Raw genomic sequence first — 18,166 nt, 5'->3', positions numbered from 1 at the left:
AGACCGGTCAGCAAGTTACGCCTTTTTGCCGCGAAAAACCGGCGGGCGCCACGTTTGTAAAAGCTTGAAAAAGGGTTTGCCCGAGTTATTGCGATGCGAAAAAGCCTGATTCAGCCGTCAAAACGGACAAATCAGGCTTTGGCGACTTAGCCGCGCGGCAAGTGGCCGGGCGACCAAACTTACGGAGCCGGCGCGGCGGTGGGAGCGAAGGTCAGGGGAACGATATATCGGACGGATACGGCTTTCCCGTTCTGGCGGCCCGGCTTCCAGGGGGTAGCCGTCAGCTTCGCCACGGCCTGGATGGCTGCTTGGTTGAGCTGTTCGGCCAGCGCCTCCTGTCCCGCCGGGGCACTAACGCGCTTTTTGAAGTCGATAACGCTGATGTTCCCCTCGGCATTGACGACGAACTCGATAAAGACCCTGCCACCCAGATTTGCCGCCCTGGCTTCGGCCGGGTATTTCAGGTTGGCCACAAGGTCGTTGAGCAGCCGGGTCTGGCCCCCGGGGTACACGGGCATCTGGTCTACCTGGTCGTATACCTTCTCCTGACTGAATTTAGTCAGGGCAGGCGGTGGCGGCGGCGGCGGTGGCATCAGCGCGGGTGGTGGGGGGGGCGGCGGGGGTGGTGGGCCGATCTGGTCGAGGTCGGTGCAGGCGGCCAGGGTCAGCAGCAGGGCCGCGGCGGCCGGTAGCGGCAGCCATTGTTTCCAGCGCCGGGCCGGGTGGGAGGGTGTCAGCATGGCAATGCGGTTAAGGGTTTGGGAATAAGTGAAAGAATGAACCAGGGGCAAGTCAAGCGAGAAACGCTGCAGCGTGAGCCGGGCCAGCAGCGCCCCGTAGGCCGAGGCGGCTTCCGGGGCCGGCGCGGTGCCCAGCGCGGCTTCATCGGCCAGATACTCGTGAGTCAGCTCCAGGGCGCGGGGGTAGAGGTGAACGAAGGGGTTCAGCCACAGCACGCTCCGCAGCAGCTCCAGCCCGAGCCGGTCGCGGGAGTGGTGCTGCACCACGTGGGCGGCCTCGTGGGCCAGCACCAGCCGGGCTTCGGCGGCGGTCAGCGGCGCGGTTTCGTCCCAGAACACCCGGTGGCCAAACGAGCTGATGGGCAGCTGCCCGGCCGTGCGCACCAGCTCGTAGCCGGGACCCGCCTCGCCCGGCAGCTGGCGGGTGCGCTGCCACAGGCTGAACAGCTGCCAACTGAGCCGCCCCAGTATCAGCAGGGCGCCCACTGCGTAGAGCCCCAGCAGCCAGGGCAGCGTATCGAAAGAGTTGGTGCCCTCGCCGCCGGCCGTCACGGCTGGTAGCAGCACGCCGGGCCGCAGCAGCGCCGGAGCTGATTCGCGCGCCGGCAGCCAGGCTCGCAGCCAGACTTGCAGCCAGGGCGTGGTAAGCGTGAGCAGGGGCGGCAGCAGCAAAGCCAGCAGCGGCGTGAGGCGCAGAAACTGCCGGTTGTAGCGGAAGTTGGGCTCGGCGCGCAGCGCCAGCTGGTACAGCAGCCAGCCGGTGCCCAGAATCAGGCAGCTTTGCCACCACCAGTTAAGCAGCGTGGGGAGGGTCGGGGTTAGCATCGGCGTCGGGAGTAGGTTTGGGGAGGTCCTGTTGGGCGAGGTGGAGCAGCTTTTCCAGCTGGGCGGCATCCAGGTCTTCTTCCTTGGCGAAAAATGACACGAGCCGGCTGAACGATCCCCCGAAATAGCCGCCCAGCAGCTTGCTGAGCGAGAAGCGGCGGTAGGCATCCTGGGCCACCAGCGGAAAGTAGCGGTGGGTACGCCCGAAGGCCTCGTGGCCCACGAACCCCTTTTGCTCCAGGATGCGGATGATGGTCGAGACGGTGTTGTAGGCGGGCGGCGGGCCGGGCATTTCGGCCAGTACGTCCTTCACGAAAGACGGGCCGCGCTGCCAGAGTACCTGCATCACCTGCTCTTCGGCTTTGGTGAGTTCGGGGAAGGATTCCATAGGGAGGGGTTGATGAATTAAATGTATAACTAAATTTTTAGTTATACAACTGTATTTTTAGGTATTAGGAGAAATCGTAGTTAAGCCGGATTGCTGGTCCCGGATATTTTACATTGGGTGAGCCGCTCAGGAAATCTTTTATCGGGATGGGTGTTGTGAGAGTACTAATCCACTGCCTTCCCTTCAACGTGCTAGTGAACCACCTTAATAAGCGCCTGGCGCGTTTCGTCTTTCTGGTATGGGCCGGCCTGGCTACGGCATCTTTCACCGGCTGCTCCAAGGAGGCTGCTATGCCGCGTCTGGCCGGGGAAGGGGCTACTGCCCCGGATGCCTACCTGGTCAGCAGCACTCTTATCGGGGAGTATCCGGCCAGTGAGCTGGCCGCCCGGATTCCGGAAGTTCCCATTGCCGGGGCGCTGGTGCGCTACCCGATCCGGGTGTACCGGCTCACGTACCGGACCCGCAACACCGACGGCCAATTCATCATGGCGTCCGGGGCGCTGCTGGTGCCAGTGGGTACGGGGCAGGCGCTGCCGGTGCTCAGCTACCAGCACGGCACCATCCGGCCCGACGAGGAAGGGCGGGCGCCCTCGTACTACCGTTCCGGCAGTGAGGTCTGGTCGGTCGTATCGGTGCTGGCTTCGACGGGCTACATGGTATCGGCCCCCGATTATATTGGCTACGGGGCTTCCAAGGCATTTCCGCACCCCTACGAGCAGGCGGCTTCCCTGGCTTCGGCCTCGCTGGACATGCTGCGGGCCGCCCGGGAATTTGCCGGTCAGCAGCAGGTGACGCTCAATCAGAAGCACTTTCTGCTGGGCTATTCCGAAGGCGGCTTCGCTACCATGGCTTTGCACAAGCTGATGGAGGAGCAGTACTCCGCTGAGTTTCCCGTCACGGCCAGTGCGCCGGGCGCGGGGGCCTACCACAAGTCGGCCTTCGCCGACTATATTCTCAAGGTGGATAAGCCGCTCAGCTTTCTGAGCACCTACGTCTGGGTGCTCGACACCTACAACCGGGTATACGGCATCAACCGGCCGTTTGCGTACTACTACAATCAGCCCTGGGCCACGCAGCTGCAGGCTGATCTGTACAGTGCGGTGCCGGACCGCGCCGCGCTGTTGTTCACGCCCGCATTCCAGCAAGGCATCCTGAATCGTACCGACCAGGCGATGCTGGCCGCTTTCCGCGCCAATGATATTCACGACTGGCGGCCCAAAGCGCCCCTGGCCCTGTTCCACGGCACGGCCGATGATTACGTGCCGTTTTTCAACTCCAAGGATGCCTATAATGCCATGCATCTCCGGGGGGCAACCCAGGTAGAGCTGCGGCCGATTGCGGGCGGCAACCACTTCTCTTCGGTCACGGAATACACCCTGCAGGCCTACGCCTTCATCTCGCAGTATCGCTAAGCCTGGGGTTCAGCAAGTCGTAACGATAGTATCGTCTTTTTGAGCCGTGCCTTTGCCTATCCCGGCAAGGGCACGGCTTTTTTGTTGCCCCCGGAATGCCGCTGCCTACGATGCTTAGCGGGGTGCCGGAGCAGCCAGCGGCCGGGCCGCCTGACGCAGCCAGTAGCCCGCCAGGGCCGCCAAGCCACCCACCAGCCCGCCGATAAGCGCCGTAACCAGCACCAGCAGCCAGCCCTGCCCACCCAGGGGCAGCAGCTGCGCTACCCGGTGGCTCAGGCGGCCGGCACCCTGCACCTGCTGCCACGACGCCAGCAACAGCCACCCCAGCCCGATGCCCGCGAAGCCCGCCAGAAAGACGCGTCCGCCCGGACGGCCCAGAGTGGCTCCGGCCAGGAAGGCAACGGGGGTAATACTCCACCAGGGCAGCAAGAGCTGGGCTCCGGCGGCTACCAGCAGAATAACGAGGAAAAGGCGCATATCAGGCTGATTCAGGATTGAGGATGGGGGCGGCGGCAGGGGCCCGCTACTGCTGGGTTTGCAGGATCCAGGCGGCCTGCACCCGAACGTGTTTCTGGTCCGGACTGCGCAGAAACACCAGCTCGTCCAGCTCGCCCGCGCTCCAGGTGTCTATCATGTCGTCGTAGTAAGCCGAGCCGGGGTTGCCGCTTTGCCCGCCGGGAAACACGCCGTAGCCGCGTACCTGCGGCCCCAGCGCCACCACCATCCGCCACGAGGGGCCGTTGCGCTCCGAGGTAGCATTCACGATGCCCGCGCCACCACCCACGTTCAGGTCCATCCGGCCAAAGCCGGGCAGCTGCGCCATGTGCAGAATGTCGGTGCTTTTCTGGTGGGCCCAGCGCCATTCAGGGCCCAGCGCCCCAAACTTGCGCTGCAGGGAGTCGGCCGCAAACTGTAAGGACTGCAGGGCCAGCGTTTCCAGGGTTTCCCGGGCCGGGGTGCGCTTGTCATCAATCCAGGGAGAAGCCGGCTCCGAGAGAATAAGCGTGTTGGTCCGGTCCCGGGGCGGGTGCCGCATTTCGCCGGCCTGGGCCGCGGCGCCGAAGTCATCGTCCCAGAGGCGCTTCACCAGGGTATTGTACCACAGCTCGAAGATGCCGGGCCCGATGGCGTCGGCGGTATACGCGTAGTTCCAGCGTCCCAGCGCCGCGTAGGCCTGGCGCTGAGCTGGGCTGAGGTTCGCCGGACTGACCAGGGCCAGCAGCCGCGGCAACATCAGCTGGGCATTCACGCCGAAGTTGTCGTTCTGCAGCTCCCGCAGGCTGTCGGGCGTAGCGCGGGTCATGCGGGCCAGCCGTTCGTTGATGCGGTGACCCCGCTCCCAGCTGCCGAAGTTCCAGTTCAGGTAATACGGGTAGTCCGGTCCGGTGGAAGACTGGTTGGCGGAGCTGACGAAGCCCCGCGCCGGGTTCTTCACGTGCGGATTCTGGGCGGCCGGAATCCAGCCCTGCCAGTCGTAGGCCGGGTCGGTGCCATCGAGAATAAACTTGCCCTGATTCTTCCACTTCAGCGGGAAATGGCCGTTGGGCCAGATGGCCACGTTTTTTTGCTGATCAGCGAAGATGAAGTTCTGGGCCGGGGCGCCGTAGGTTTCCAGCGCCGCCGTGTAGTCGGCGTAGTTGCGGGCCCGGTTGAGGCGGTAGAAGGTCTGGTACTCGTTGGCCGCGTCGTGGGCCGTCCAGCGCATGGCGTGGCGGATGGGCGTCTGCGGCAAAAACGGCTTCTCGTCGTGGTCGTACACGATGGGGCCGTGGTGGGTGTAGAGCACCGTGTCGAGCCGGTCGGGCTGGCCGCGTACCCCGATGCGCTCCACTACCCGGCGTACCGGCTTCCAGCGGCCGTCGTGCCAGTACTCGCGCATGGCGGCATCTTTGAACTTCAGCTGGTACCAGTCCATCACGTCGGCCGCCACGTTGGTCACGCCCCAGGCTACGTTTTCGTTGAAGCCGATGATGGCAAACGGGGCGCCCGGAATCGAGACGCCGTACACGTTCACGCCGGGCGCGGCCAGCTGCACCTGATACCAGATGCTGGGCAGGTTGAGCTGCAGATGCGGGTCGTTGGCCAGCAGCGGATAGCCCGACGCCGACTTCGCCCCGCTCACGGCGAAGTTGTTGGAGCCCAGCTCCGGATCCGGCTCGCGCTGCGGCACCTGGTCCGACATGGCCGCCAGAAACGCCGGCGGCGCGGCGGGTATCGGTATCGGTACCGGCTGGAAGTCCAGGGCCGTGCCCACGGGCACAATCGGGTCTTCGCGCTGCGGATAGTCGGGAAACAGGTCCTTGATAACGGCCGCGCCGTACTTACCCAGGGCGTTGCTCATCCGCAGGTCGTCGGAGCGGCCGCTGAGGTCGAAGGCCATGTACTTCAGAATAAGGGCGCTTTTGAGCGGCGCCCAGGGCTCGGGGGCGTAGTCGAGCAGCTTGTACTCGAAGGGCAGGGTTTGCGGCGTGAGCGTGCCGATGTAGGCATTCACGCCCTCGGCGTAGGAAGTCAGCACCATCCGCGTCACGGGGTTGGCCATGGCCGTGGCCAGCGACTTTTGGGCTCCGAACCCGAGGCCCATGCGCCGGAAAAACCGGTCGGTTTCCAGCCGCGCCGGCCCCACGATTTCAGCCAGCCGCCCGCCGGCCACGTGGGCCACGAAATCCATCTGCCAGAGCCGGTCCTGGGCCGTGAGGTAGCCCTGGGCGTAATACAGGTCGTGGTCGTTCTGCGCGAAGATGTGCGGTACGTGCCGGTCGTCGTAGCGCACCTGCACCGGGGCCTGCAGGCCCGGCAGCGTGAGGGTGCGGGCGGCGGGAAAATCGTTGGCCGCGTCGTTCTGCCAGAAGCCCCGGAACGGGCTGAGGAACTTGCCAAACGGCGGCAGGTCGCCGTTTTTCGTGTTGAGTACCCAGGTAAGCACCAGGGCCAGGGCCGTGGCCAGAATAGCTTTAATCCACTGCCGCATGAAGCCGAGTTAATCGAGCCGGGAAGATGGGGGAAGTTTCCCGCCCAAGCAACCCTGCTGCAGTTATCAATTATCAATGAGCAATTATCAATGAACAATTACTAACTGATGTTACGCACTCGATTTCTTGTTTCTGGTTGGCCGTTTTTTGGGCGCCCATTCAACCAGAAACGAGCAACCAGCAACGAGAAACAACCTGAAAAGCCAGTTGCCAAAGTTGCCTGCGTAACAGCAGTTACTAATGAACAATTATCAATGAGCAATTACCAATGAGTCGTTGAACCGCATCGATAATTGCTCATTGATAATTGTTCATTGATAATTGCTCATGATTACAGGTTCTCGGCCTGCCGGACCATGCCGGCAATGCCCCACTGCATCAGCCGGCGGCGCACCAATTCGGCCTCGGCGCGGTCGGCGTACTGCCCGACGATGACGCGGGTCAGGGGCTGGCCGTTCAGCTCGCTCTGGGCTACGGTTACGGTCAGACTTTTATCCAGCGCCTGAATCTTGCTTTGAATGGTCTGGGCGTTGAGCGGGTTGCCAAACGTGCCGGCCTGCACCACGAAGGTGGGCGCCGGCGCGGGTACTACCACCACGTCGGCGGCTTCGGTAGCACCGGCTACGATGTCGGTGAGGGTGGCTACGGCCAGGGTGGTTGTGGCGGAGTCGGTGGCCAGGGCCGCCAGATCAGCGGGCGCCGCCGTAGGGCCCAGGGGCGTGGTGGCAGGCACGATTTCGGCCACTACCGATACGGCGCCGCGGCGCACAATGTCCAGCGGGCGGGCCGCTACTTCCGACAAATCCAGAATGCGCTGGTGGCGGAACGGGCCGCGGTCAGACACCCGCACGACGACGGATTTGCCGTTGCCGGGGTTCGTCACGCGCAGCCGGGTGCCGAAGGGCAGGGTCTTGTGGGCGCAGGTGTACTTGAACCGGTCGAACCGCTCGCCGTTGCTGGTCCGCATTCCCTGGTGCTCCCGGCCGTACCACGAGGCCCGTCCGCGCAGCACGGTGGCGCGGGAAGCGGCAGTAGTTTTTTTGCCGTCGTCGCCGGTCCTGGCCCGGGTAGCGGGGGCCGCAAACAGCGGGAAAGACAGAGCCAGCACCAAGCTGAAAACGGGAAGGCGTAGCAGTAAGAATTTCATCCGATTACAAGGGTGGTGAACGGAGTAAATCTAGAAGCACGAAATCAACAACCTGTCGAAAGTCAATACTATACGCAGAAGACAATGGCTGAAAATTGATCTTTTTCGAGAAAACTTGCACTAATTTTATTGGTTTAATTTGGAATAAATAGCTGATTGTGTTTGGTGAAGGCATATTTTGTATTATGGAAAGGGCCTGTTCCGGCGGTCCGGGAAATAAGACTATCCGCCGGATAAAAAATTTTGGCATTCCTGGTCGAGCTATGTCCGGGGAGGGGTTGCAAAAGTTGCGGGATTTAGCTATAGCCGGACTGCAAAATCGGTTGCGGCCCCGCGGGGAAAGACCGACCCCGCAACCCGTTGCGGCCCCTCCGCAAAATCCGGGCAATCCGCAGAATCCAAGCAAATCCGGGGCTAGCTTTACGCCATGGATTTTGGCCGCCTTTCCGATCTGCGCTACGTTGACTTTTGCCTGCCCGCGGACCACCCCGAAACGGCGGCCGTGCTGGCCCGGGCGCCGTCTCTGTCCGGCACCCCGCCCGCTGTCTATATAGGGTGTCCGATCTGGACGAATAAAGCGTGGCTGGGGACTTATTTCCCCGCGGGTATCAGGGATGCCGACTACCTGCACCACTACGCCCGGCAGTTCAACAGCATCGAGCTCAACACCACCCACTACCGGATTCCGGAGGCGCCCACCGTGCGCAAGTGGCGCGACGCGGTGCCGGCGGGTTTCCGCTTCTGCCCCAAGATGCCCCAAAGCATCAGCCATGAGCGGGCCCTCTACAATGCCGATGAGCTGACAACGACCTTCTGCCGGGCCATTAGCGAGCTGGGAGAAAAACTGGGCCCGGCTTTTCTGCAGCTGCCCCCCACGTTCGGGCCGGAGCACCTGCCGCGTCTGGAGCGCTACCTGCTCGACTTCCCCGCTTACGTACCGCTGGCCGTGGAGCTGCGCCACCCGGCCTGGTTTGCGGATGCCGGCCTGCGCGACGCGGTTTTTGCCCTGCTCGAAGCATTGGGCAAAACGCTGGTACTAACCGACGTGGCCGGCCGCCGCGACGTGCTGCACCTACGCCTGACCACGCCCACCGCTTTTCTGCGCTTCAACGGCCACGGCCTCGTCGGCAGCGACTACCGCCGGGCCGATGCCTGGGCCGAGCGGCTGGCGCAGTGGATCAGCGGGGGTTTGCAAACGGCCTACATCTTCATCCACCAGAAGGATATCAGGCATTCCCCGCTCTGGACGCAGTATTTCCTGGAAAAATTACGAGCCTTGACTGGTCTGGACGTGCCGCCGCCCCGCATTATTCCCCAGTCCGTGCAGGGGAGCTTATTTTAGCCGGAGCAGCTTGGGAAGTTCCAGCGTCAGGCCTGCTTCCGGGAAATCTGAATCTGGGAAAGCCGGTTGATACCCCGGCGAATCCTGTATCTTGTCTGGCTGGTATTGCTGGTATTTCCCCACTATGATATTTACTTCTCCTGTCCACCGTTTCACCGCCTTATTGTTGGGGCTACTCAGCCTGACTTTTCGGAGTGAGGCGCAGCAATCTGATGACGCTACGGCAACCCACTGCCTGCTGCTGCCTCTCGACCCGGTCCGGCGTAGCCAGCAGGCTGCCCTCGTGGTGGAAGGGGAGGTGCTCAGTGCGGACGGCTTCTGGGATACTCCCCATCAGCACATCTACACGGCCCACCGCCTGCGGGTGTTTACCGCCTTTAAGGGCGGGGCCAGCTCAGAAATAACGGTGGTGACGGAAGGCGGCAACGTGGGCGAAGACTGGCAGGAGCTGAGCAATACGCTGCGGCTGACCATTGGCGAACAGGGCATATTCTTTCTGCGGCAGGCGGTCTGGCCAGGTCTCCCACCGGCGGCCGCTCCGGCCTGGGCGGTCTACGGTAGCCAGCAGGGATTTATCCGGTTCGATCTGGTTACCCTGACGGCTGCCGAGCCTTTCCGGACTTACCCCGCCATCGACAAAGGTTTCTACGCCACCATCAGCGCCCAAACCGGGCAGGCCCCGCGCAATCTGGCGCCCAACCAGGCCCTGAACGAGGCCCGGCAGCGGAATACGCGGGCCTCCGCCGCCGCCGCGAAAGGTCAGGCCCCCATTATCGGCGCGTTGCTGCCGCTGACTATCACGGCTGGTACCGGCAGCGTGCTGACTATCAGCGGGAGCGGCTTTGGCAGCCCGCAGGGCAACGGTTTCGTGGAATTCCGGAATGCCAACGACGGCGGCAAAACCTTTGTTCGTCCCCAACCCGCCGACTACGTGAGCTGGTCGGATGCGCAGATCCGGGTGCGGGTTCCTTCGTTCGGTACGGCGGGTGAACCGGCGGGGACCGGGGTGGTGCGCGTCAATACCACCGAGCTGCTGCAGGCCACGAGTACGGAGATGGTAACTATTCCTTATGCGCTGGCTAACGTGCAGGAGCGCAACAGCAAACTGGTGGTACGCCCCCGCCACAGCAACCAGGATGCAAGCGGGGGCCTTACTTTTCAGATGGAAGCCGGCTTCGCGGCCAATGCGAATGCCGCCGGGATCCTGCAGCGGGATCTGCTGGATGTCTGGCGCTGCCAGACCGGCGTGAACTGGCGCCTGGGGCCCAACCGTACCGGGCGGGGCGCCGCCGACGATGAAATAAACTCAGTGGGCTTCGATAGCGGGAGCGAATTGCCTGCTAATGTACTGGGCCGGACGACCAGCTACTACCGGGGCTGCTTCGGGCCACGGGGCCAGCTGGAATTTCACGTCAAAGAAATTGATCTGCAGTTCGACGACGGCGTGAATTTCCTGTTTACTGCCGGCATACCCGCACCGGGACAGTTCGATTTTGAGTCGGTGATGATCCATGAGCTGGGCCACGCGCAGCAGCTCGGCCACGTGATTCTGACCCGCGCCGTGATGCACTTTGGCTTAGCTTCCCGGCAGGTGAAGCAGGTGTTGAGCCCCGACGATATCAGCGGCGCCCGCTTCGTCCTGCGCACCCGCAGCTTCGTAGCCGCCGCCTGCGGCCCCGCGGCTATGCTGCCCGCGCCGCTCGCCACCCAGCTGGTCCGCCGTGTTGGGAGCGGGGCCGAAATAGTGTGGACTACCCGGGAGGAGTGTCTGGTGCAGGAGTACGTAGTTGAACGCGGGGCCGACACCAGCCGGTGGCAGCTGGTTGCCGCCCTGCCCGCGGGAAACGGTACGGGCACCTACCGCTTCGTAGACCCCCGGCCGCTGCCCGGCCTGAGCTACTACCGCCTGCGGGTGCGCCGCCCTGATGGTACGCTCGACCCCGCGGTACCCTTGGCCACAACGGACGAGGCGGCCGCTAACGATCAGCTGGTGGTGTTTCCTAACCCGGTGCGGGGGGGGCTGCTCCAGCTGCAATTCCCCGCCTCTGCCACGGGCACCCTGTCGGTATTCCTCTATGATGCGCTGGGGCGCTATTACCGGGGGCAGGGTGTCGAGATAGCCGCCGGCTTAAACATCCGGAGCCTGAATGTAGACGCTCTGCACCCGGGCTGGTACCTGTTGCGCTGGCGCGACCAGGCTGGTAAAACCGGAACGACGCGCTTTATAAAGCTGGCGCCGTGAGCCAGGCCCACCCCAGCGAGGCCGGGCCCCGGTGGTTCCGGCCGTTGCGGAGATATTAGCCCGCTGACGAAAACTGCCGGGCCAGCAGACCGCTGCCGGGAACAACCGGAAAAGCTTACCGCTCCAGCAGCATAGCCCCGTAAGAATAGCCGCCGCCGAACACCGTAAGCACTACCCGGTCGCCGGGCTTGATTTGGTCGAGGTGGTTGGCCAGGGCAATGGCTGCTCCCGCACAGCCCGTATTGCCGAGGTACTCAATATTGGAAACGGCGCGCTCTTCGGGCAAACCCAGATTCTCCAGCACGTTGCGGGTGATGCGCAGATTGGCCTGGTGCGGAATCAGCCAGCTCACATCCAATACATCCAACTGGTTGCGTTCCAGCACCTGTCGCGTTACGCGGGCCATGTACTGGCAGGCGTGAATAAAAACATCCTTGCCATGGGGCATCACAATGCCTTTGGCCACGGGCTTGAGCGTCACGGCGGTATCCGCTTTGCCGATGTTGCCGGCCCCGGCCGTGAGCAGGTCCACCATCCGCAGGTCGGTGGGCGCAAGGCGCTCCTTGCTGATGAGCAGCGCCGCGGCCCCGTCGCCCCAAAGATGGCCGGCAATAGTGTCGTCCTCGTTGTTGTAGGCTGTATTGTGCTCCGAAACCACTACCAGGGCGCGGGTGGCCTTGCCCATGGCGAAGTACCCCTCCACAATCTCAATGGCATTCAACAGCGAGGAGCAGGCGGAGGAAACACTTACTACGGGAATGTCCGCCACGTCCAGTGCCCGCTGCACCGCGTGCGCCACGGTATAAATGGTGTCGTGGGGCGTATAGGTAGCGCCCACAATCAGGTCGATGGAGCCCTGGGGGAATAAAGGAGCCGCCGTCAGTACCCGCCCGGCGGCTTCAATTGCCATCGTATTGGTGTCTTCCTCCGGGCTGGCTTTGCGGCGCTCCTGAATACCGGTGCGCTCAATGATCCACTTGTGAGAGAGGCCATTGAGGCGGGTGAAGTGCTCGTTGGTGACGATGTGGGCGGGCAGATAAGCCGCCACCTGATGAATATACACGGGTGGAAACGGGGCTGAAAGACGCGGGAGGAATGGAGCCGCAAGGTACACGGTTGCCGGGCAATATTGGGCGGTTTGCCAGCCCGGCCCGTACTTTGCTGGGTCCGCTGCGCGTTCAAACGGCGCAACGGCGCCCAGGTTTCCGTACTCCACCCAAGATTATGACGTTTCGTTTCGCTTGCCTCCCTGTTTTTTCTCTTTTCGTTGGAGTCAGTCTGCTGTCGGCGCCCGCCGTCCGGGCTCAGAAATACCGCACGGCCGCGGGGCTGCGGCTCGGCAAGGACAATTACGGCCTCACCATCCAGCAGAAAGTATTCGACAAGACCACTCTGGAAGGTATCGCGCTGGTCTCACCGCGCGAAATAAGCGGCACCGTACTGGTCGAGCGGCACTTCGGCATCCTGGGGCCGAGCCTCAATTATTACTTCGGCGCCGGAGGGCACATCGGCAACCACAAAGACGATGGCGCTTTCGGCGGCTTCGACGGGCTGGCAGGACTGGAATACAAAACGGCCTTTTTTCCCTTTGTACTGTCGTTTGACGTGAAGCCCAGCGTGGAAATCAACTCCGCCGACTGGGCTCGTTTTCCGGCGGCCTTCTCGGTCCGCTACGTGCTGATCAGGGAAAAGAAAACGGGCCTCTTCAACGGTATTTTCGGGAACGACAAGGATAAAGACAAGCCAAAAAAGGAGCGAAAATCCTCCGACGCGCCCCGCCGCGGGCTATTCGACTTCTAGCTGACGGCGCTGGCCTACGCCCGCGCCGCCCCAGGCCCGCGGGGTTCCGGCAGCCCGCTCAGCACGGTGACCATGTTACCCCGGAAACAGCCTGGCAGCCTTGAGTGAGATGCGGTGCCACCCCGGCCTCGCTGGCTTCCCGCAAGCGGGAGCCGCGGCGAGGAGCAGCCGGGTGCCCGCCGACTGGGAAAGGTGCTGAAACAGTCATAGGATCACCAGATCAGCAACTTGTGGGCTACCGGCATGTAATTTTTGAGACAGAAGAAAGCGGGGTATTTCAATTGGAATATCCATATTTATTAATAATACAAAATAAAACTTAAATATTGCAATTTGATTTTGAGCCTGCTATATTTAGATAAGCCAGATCATGGCTCTCTATCTACTTAAAGCTGTAGTCATGAAATCAGATTCTCCTCTCGTTTCATTAAAGCGGATCAGTCTTGCCAGCTTACTGCTCGCTTTCCAATTTGTCGTCAGTCTTCCGCTTCTTGCTCAGCCCACCGGGTGCGGTAGCCCCGATCCGGGCGGTAATCCTGCCGTCAGTGGTCTGTACGCCGAATACTACGCCGGCTATTTCGATGATGCCCCCGCGCATTTTACGGATAATGCGGCTCCGCCCGGCATCCGGAGCGTAGCCGCCCAGGTGAACTTCAGTACCAGTGCCAGCTTCGGCGACCTGACGGCAGTTTCGACCGGGACGGTCACTGACCCCGATTACTTCAGCCTGCGTCTGCGGGGCAGCCTCAACATTCTGACGGCGGGCACCTACACCTTCTACCTGACCGCCGACGATGCGGCCTATCTGTGGCTGGATGGGGCCGCGCGGGCTTTGCCGGCCAGTAATGCCCTGGCTACTATCGACAACGGCAATGCGCACGGGCCGGTAGAAATAGCGGCCACGGTAACTCTGACCGCTGGTCTGCACAGCTTGCTGATTCACTATGGCGACGCCTTAGCCGGCAATATGCTGGTACTGGAGTACGCGGGGCCCGGAATCAGTGGCCGCCAGGTGGTGCCCAACAGTGTGTTGTGCACGTCGCTGTTGCCCGGTGGGCCGCCCCAGGCTATCAGCTACGCGCCGGTGGCCGCCACGGTCCAGGGTAGCCCGCGAAGCTCCCAGCCGCCGGCAGTGCAGGACGGTGGGGCGGCGGTGAGCCAGTACAGCCTGGCGGGCGTGGTTCCGGCGGGCTTTAGCATTGATCCGCTGACGGGAGTAATAACGGCGGGGGCTACCGTGGCACTCGGCGTCCACTTTCTGGATGTGACAGTCGTGAATGCTAATGGCCCGAGTACCTTTCAGAATGTGCTGAGCTTTCAGGTGGTGCCGGCCGGGCCGGTGGGCTGCACGGGCCCCGACCCCGGCGGCAGCCCCGGGGCGGCGGGCTTATACGCCGAGTACTACAGCGGTTACTTTAACGACGTGCTGACGTTTGCCCTGAACCCGGCCGCTATCACGCGCATTGCCCCCCAGATCAACTTCAATACCTCGGCCGACTTCGGCAACCTTACGGGCGTAGCTACGGGCCCGCCCGCCGATCCGGATAACTTCAGTGCCCGCTACCGGGGGAGCCTGCGGGTGGCTACGGCGGGGACGTATACCTTTTATCTGAGTGCCGACGACGCCGCTTACCTATGGCTGGGCAATGCGGCGCTGGACGCGCCCCCAAAGCTGGCCCAGGTGACGATCAACAACGGCGGACTACATGCTCTGCAAACCATTCAGGCCAGCGTATATCTGACCGCCGGGCTGCACAACGTGCTGCTTTACTACGGCGAAAGCGTCAGCAACAACCAGCTGATACTGGAGTACGAAGGGCCGGGCCTGGTACGGCAGATAATTCCTAATTCCGCGTTTTGCACTGCTCCCCAGCGCTTAGTCGGTCCCGCTTCCTCCCTGACGTATTCGCCCCGGTCGGTGACGCTGATAGCGGGCAGCACCGTGGTGCCGGGCGTTTCCTCCCTGCCCGTGGTCGTTACGCCGGCCCCCGTCACGCAGTTTGCGCTGACCAACCCCGCGGCATTGCCCGCCGGCATAAGTGTCGATGCGGCCACCGGCCAGCTGTTCAGCGCTACCAGCGTGCCGGCGGGAACCTACACTATCGCTGTAACGGTGACGAATGCTGATGGTATAGCCGATTTTCCGGCGGCGTTTTCCTTTGTCGTGGCTTTGCCGCCGCCCGACGGCTGTACTGGTCCCGCCGAGGGTGGCGGTCCGGCTACGGCCGGGCTGCACGGCGAGTATTTCGCGGGCTATTTTAACGATGACCAGTCCTTCTTCACCACGAATACGCCCGTGCTGACCCGTACCGAGGCCCAGCTGGAATTTACGGCCGATGACTGGGGCAATATTCTACCGCCTGCCGACGGCACCCAGCTCGATCCGGACCACTACAGCGCCCGGTTCCGCGGGAGTGTTTCCGTTCCCACCGCCGGCGACTACACCTTCTTCCTGACGTCCGACGACGCTTCGTATTTGTGGCTGGATAATGCGGCGCGGGTGCCGACGCCGGTGACGGCGCAGGCGACTATCAACAACGGTGGGCAGCATGGCATCGTTGTGCTAGCCAAAGTGGTTTCCCTCTCGGCCGGGATGCACGATTTGCTGGTGCACTTTGGGGAAGACTTCGGGGCTAACCGCCTCACGCTGGCCTACAGCGGGCCCGGTATCCCGCTCCAGACCATCGCCAATACCAGTATGTGTACGGCCCGCACCGGGGCACCGCTCCCCGTGGAGCTGGTGCGCTTTGAGGCCAAGCTAATCGGCGCCGCCGTACGGGTGAGCTGGGCTACGGCCCAGGAGCTTAACAGTGCTTACTTCGTAGTGGAGCGCTCCGCCAATGGTATTCTGTTTGAGCCCGTCGGGCGGCTGATGGGGGCCGGTACGACCACGCAACGGCATACCTATTCCCTCACCGACCGTACCCCGCTGCCCGGCCTGAGCTACTATCGCCTGCACCAGGTGGATACCGATGGGCAGGAAGCTTACTCCGCGCCCGTAGCCTTAAACGGCAATAGCTTGCAGCATGATCTGGTCGTAGCTGTTTTCCCGAATCCCAGCCGGGGTTCGTTTGTGGTACGGGTGCAGCAGCCCACGGCTCAGCCCGCGCAGCTGGTTTTACTTAACGGGCGGGGGCAAACCGTTTTTCAACAGGCTTTGCCGGCTGCGGCCCAAGCGGAGTATACCGTTGCGCCTCCTCAGCTATCCAGTGGGATCTATTGGCTGCGCCTGACTACCGCGGCCGGTACTACTACCCGGCGAGTAGCCATTCAACGATAACCCGCACAGGAAAGGCCCCGAACAAAGCTGTTCGGGGCCTTTACGGATCTTCGGGCCGGTGAGGTCCTAGCTGCGATGCACGCGGCCGCTGCCCACCACGGAGCTGTTGACTTTGGGGTTGCCGGTTACGTGCACGTCGCCTGAGCCGATGATGCTGGCTTCCAGGGTGCGGGTGGCGTTAAGAAAACAGTCGCCCGAGCCACTGATGCTGACGCGCCCGGTTTCCGCTCGTACGTCGGCCGCTTTCAGGCTGCCCGAACCGCTGATGCTTACCTCGTGCTGCGTGATGGTGCCTTTGCCAATCACAATGGACCCGGAGCCCGCAATGGAAGAATGCAGCGTAGTAGCCTGCACCGTGCCCACCTCCACCCGGCCCGAGCCGCTGAGCGACAAACTCAGCTCCGTGGAGTTCACCCCCGCGGCGGCTTTCAGCGTGCCGGAGCCACTTACGCTCAAGCCAGTGATAACCGGGGCCGTGACGTAAACCGTGATATTACTTTTGAAGCGGTAGCTGGACATGCGGTTGGTTTCACGCACGGTATTGATACGCAGGCGCTGGTCGCGCACCGTCGTTTCCAGGTGAGCCAGGTCTTCGGCGGTGCCTTCCACTTCCACCTTTTGCGGGCTGCCCTGCACCACTACCACCGTCACCGAATTGCCCAGGCTTACCTGGGTGAAGCTGGCGACTTCACGCGTTTCGCGGCCGGCGGCCATCGACTGGAATACGGGAGCCAGCAGCGCCAGCAGCAAAGCGAGAGAAAAGGAGTAGCGGGTTTTCATGGCAGCAAGCGGTTAAGGGTGAAACATCTGCCCCGAAAGATGTTCCGCCGCGCTCATGCGTTGCCTGCTGGTCCGAAGCCGCCGAAAATAAATCGGCCGGCATCAGCCGAACGGCTGTTTGTCGGCCGCCGGTAGGGTAGATGGCACCGGGCAGGCGCTGCCGGCGCGGTGCAGGTAGTCCTGCCCCCACACCAGCAGCGCATCCAGCAGCGGACTCACGCGCCGGCCCTGCTCGGTGAGGGTATACTCCATTTTCGGTGGCACCCGCTGGTATACCGTGCGCTGCACAATGCCGTCCTGCTCCAGCTCGCGCAGCTCCTGAATCAGCATCTTCTCCGTCACCTCGGGCATCAGGCGACGCAGCTCCCCGTAGCGGCGGGTATCCTGAAGCAGGGAGGAAAGGATAAGCAGCTTCCATTTGCCCCCGAGCACGTTCAGGGTGGTGCGCACCGGGCAGAAGTTAAAGGGCATGGGCTCGGTAGCAGTTTGCCAGTACGCTTCCGCGATCTGCTGCTTGGTTTGCTTGTTCATGAAAAGTATTAGGGCCGAAACCAAAGCCGGCTGCACGACTCCGCTTTCCTGACCGATGCCCTGAGCGGCGCCGACGCGGCCTTTCTGATGATTCCGCCCAACGTAGCGGCCCCCGACGTGCTGGACCACATGCGGCAGGTAGGCGAAAGTATTGCCCGGGCCGTGCGCGCCGCCGGCCTGAAACAGGCCGTGCACCTGAGCAGCATCGGGGCCGACCAGCCCGCTGGCACGGGGCCCGTCGTTGGCCTGTTTCACCAGGAAGCCCGGCTCAACGCCATTGCCGGCCTGCAGGTGGCGCATTTGCGGCCGGCCTATTTCATGGAAAACCTGCTGGCGCACATCGGCCTGATTCAGCACCTGGGCATCATGGGCTCGGCTATGCGGCCGGAGCTGGTTTCCCCAATGGTTGCTACTAAGGATATTGCCGCCAAAGCCGCGGAGCTGCTCGACCGGGGCTTTGCGGCCGGCTCGGTACACTACGTACTGGGGCCCCAAAACTACACTCAACAGGAAGTGGCCCAGGCCATCGGCGTCGCCATTGGCCGGCCGGAGCTGGCCTGCGTGCAGTTTCCCTACGCCGATGCCAGGCAGGGCATGATCGGGGCCGGGCTTTCCGAGAGCATGGCCGGCCTCTACGATGAGATGACGCGCAACATGAACTAGGAGAAAGTGATGGTAAAGCAGGAGCGCACCGCCGCCAGCACCAC

General features: G+C 62.7%; 14 protein-coding genes. 6 read left to right on the top strand and 8 right to left on the bottom strand.

Annotation, left to right across the window (positions count from 1 at the left end):
* Positions 1 to 179: 179 nt before the first annotated feature.
* Both ABD833_RS06520 and ABD833_RS06515 read right to left on the bottom strand, forming a co-directional pair.
* A complete protein-coding gene (locus ABD833_RS06520; protein ID WP_345071776.1) occupies positions 180 to 1,565 on the bottom strand; it encodes a TonB family protein in 1,386 nt (461 codons plus the stop codon).
* Complete coding sequence (locus ABD833_RS06515; RefSeq protein ID WP_345071775.1) at positions 1,534 to 1,953, bottom strand: BlaI/MecI/CopY family transcriptional regulator; 420 nt, start codon at positions 1,951 to 1,953, stop codon at positions 1,534 to 1,536. The genes ABD833_RS06520 and ABD833_RS06515 overlap by 32 nt, the downstream gene beginning before the upstream one ends.
* A 188-nt stretch (positions 1,954 to 2,141) precedes the next feature.
* On the opposite strand from ABD833_RS06515, the gene ABD833_RS06510 reads away from it, so the two are divergent.
* Entirely contained in the window at positions 2,142 to 3,365 is a 1,224-nt protein-coding gene (locus ABD833_RS06510) for an alpha/beta fold hydrolase (protein WP_345071774.1), read from the top strand.
* Between the two features lie 114 nt (positions 3,366 to 3,479).
* Here the strand turns inward: ABD833_RS06510 and ABD833_RS06505 are convergent, their stop codons facing one another.
* The 3 genes from ABD833_RS06505 to ABD833_RS06495 form a co-directional block, all read right to left on the bottom strand.
* Entirely contained in the window at positions 3,480 to 3,842 is a 363-nt protein-coding gene (locus tag ABD833_RS06505; protein WP_345071773.1) for a hypothetical protein, read from the bottom strand.
* Between the two features lie 46 nt (positions 3,843 to 3,888).
* Positions 3,889 to 6,336 carry a penicillin acylase family protein gene (locus tag ABD833_RS06500; protein ID WP_345071772.1) on the bottom strand — a complete coding sequence of 816 codons (2,448 nt, stop codon included), beginning with the start codon at positions 6,334 to 6,336 and terminating at the stop codon, positions 3,889 to 3,891.
* Between the two features lie 332 nt (positions 6,337 to 6,668).
* On the bottom strand, positions 6,669 to 7,484 hold the full coding sequence (locus tag ABD833_RS06495) for a septal ring lytic transglycosylase RlpA family protein (protein WP_345071771.1): 816 nt from the start codon (positions 7,482 to 7,484) through the stop codon (positions 6,669 to 6,671).
* A 427-nt stretch (positions 7,485 to 7,911) separates the two neighbouring features.
* Here ABD833_RS06495 and ABD833_RS06490 point away from each other — a divergent pair, with 427 nt between their 5' ends.
* Entirely contained in the window at positions 7,912 to 8,826 is a 915-nt protein-coding gene (locus tag ABD833_RS06490) for a DUF72 domain-containing protein (RefSeq protein WP_345071770.1), read from the top strand.
* A gap of 124 nt (positions 8,827 to 8,950) precedes the next feature.
* Complete coding sequence (locus tag ABD833_RS06485; RefSeq protein ID WP_345071769.1) at positions 8,951 to 11,068, top strand: T9SS type A sorting domain-containing protein; 2,118 nt, start codon at positions 8,951 to 8,953, stop codon at positions 11,066 to 11,068.
* A gap of 115 nt (positions 11,069 to 11,183) precedes the next feature.
* Here ABD833_RS06485 and ABD833_RS06480 read toward each other — a convergent pair whose 3' ends face one another.
* Positions 11,184 to 12,131 (bottom strand): 3-oxoacyl-ACP synthase III family protein, encoded by a 948-nt coding sequence (locus tag ABD833_RS06480; protein WP_345071768.1) that lies wholly within the window; start codon positions 12,129 to 12,131, stop codon positions 11,184 to 11,186.
* A 161-nt stretch (positions 12,132 to 12,292) separates the two neighbouring features.
* On the opposite strand from ABD833_RS06480, the gene ABD833_RS06475 reads away from it, so the two are divergent.
* Positions 12,293 to 12,868, top strand: coding sequence for a hypothetical protein (locus ABD833_RS06475; protein ID WP_345071767.1), 576 nt, complete (start codon positions 12,293 to 12,295; stop codon positions 12,866 to 12,868).
* A gap of 400 nt (positions 12,869 to 13,268) precedes the next feature.
* Positions 13,269 to 16,148, top strand: coding sequence for a PA14 domain-containing protein (locus ABD833_RS06470; protein WP_345071765.1), 2,880 nt, complete (start codon positions 13,269 to 13,271; stop codon positions 16,146 to 16,148).
* A 66-nt stretch (positions 16,149 to 16,214) separates the two neighbouring features.
* On the opposite strand, the gene ABD833_RS06465 is transcribed toward ABD833_RS06470, so the two are convergent.
* Complete coding sequence (locus tag ABD833_RS06465) at positions 16,215 to 16,928, bottom strand: head GIN domain-containing protein (RefSeq protein ID WP_345071764.1); 714 nt, start codon at positions 16,926 to 16,928, stop codon at positions 16,215 to 16,217.
* A 102-nt stretch (positions 16,929 to 17,030) separates the two neighbouring features.
* Positions 17,031 to 17,459: a winged helix-turn-helix transcriptional regulator gene (locus ABD833_RS06460; protein WP_425553577.1), complete on the bottom strand. Its 429-nt coding sequence runs from the start codon at positions 17,457 to 17,459 to the stop codon at positions 17,031 to 17,033.
* A 30-nt stretch (positions 17,460 to 17,489) separates the two neighbouring features.
* On the opposite strand from ABD833_RS06460, the gene ABD833_RS06455 reads away from it, so the two are divergent.
* Positions 17,490 to 18,122, top strand: a complete 633-nt coding sequence (locus tag ABD833_RS06455) for an NmrA family NAD(P)-binding protein (protein WP_345072002.1) — start codon at positions 17,490 to 17,492, stop codon at positions 18,120 to 18,122.
* Positions 18,123 to 18,166 lie beyond the last annotated feature (44 nt).

The sequence above is a fragment of the Hymenobacter fastidiosus genome (assembly GCF_039539565.1).
In the GTDB taxonomy this organism is placed as follows: domain Bacteria; phylum Bacteroidota; class Bacteroidia; order Cytophagales; family Hymenobacteraceae; genus Hymenobacter; species Hymenobacter fastidiosus.
The sequence above is the reverse complement of the archived record's forward strand: the minus strand, read 5'-3'. Positions and strand labels throughout refer to the sequence as shown.

Excerpts from the sequence above, each read along its gene's own strand:
- ABD833_RS06465 (WP_345071764.1), bottom strand. The coding sequence starts at position 16,928 with ATGAAAACCCGCTACTCCTTTTCTCTCGCTTTGCTGCTGGCGCTGCTG.
- ABD833_RS06470 (WP_345071765.1), top strand. The coding sequence starts at position 13,269 with ATGAAATCAGATTCTCCTCTCGTTTCATTAAAGCGGATCAGTCTTGCC.
- ABD833_RS06490 (WP_345071770.1), top strand. The coding sequence starts at position 7,912 with ATGGATTTTGGCCGCCTTTCCGATCTGCGCTACGTTGACTTTTGCCTG.
- ABD833_RS06505 (WP_345071773.1), bottom strand. The coding sequence starts at position 3,842 with ATGCGCCTTTTCCTCGTTATTCTGCTGGTAGCCGCCGGAGCCCAGCTC.
- ABD833_RS06460 (WP_425553577.1), bottom strand. The coding sequence starts at position 17,459 with ATGAACAAGCAAACCAAGCAGCAGATCGCGGAAGCGTACTGGCAAACT.
- ABD833_RS06500 (WP_345071772.1), bottom strand. The coding sequence starts at position 6,336 with ATGCGGCAGTGGATTAAAGCTATTCTGGCCACGGCCCTGGCCCTGGTG.
- ABD833_RS06485 (WP_345071769.1), top strand. The coding sequence starts at position 8,951 with ATGATATTTACTTCTCCTGTCCACCGTTTCACCGCCTTATTGTTGGGG.
- ABD833_RS06515 (WP_345071775.1), bottom strand. The coding sequence starts at position 1,953 with ATGGAATCCTTCCCCGAACTCACCAAAGCCGAAGAGCAGGTGATGCAG.
- ABD833_RS06475 (WP_345071767.1), top strand. The coding sequence starts at position 12,293 with ATGACGTTTCGTTTCGCTTGCCTCCCTGTTTTTTCTCTTTTCGTTGGA.
- ABD833_RS06495 (WP_345071771.1), bottom strand. The coding sequence starts at position 7,484 with ATGAAATTCTTACTGCTACGCCTTCCCGTTTTCAGCTTGGTGCTGGCT.
- ABD833_RS06520 (WP_345071776.1), bottom strand. The coding sequence starts at position 1,565 with ATGCTAACCCCGACCCTCCCCACGCTGCTTAACTGGTGGTGGCAAAGC.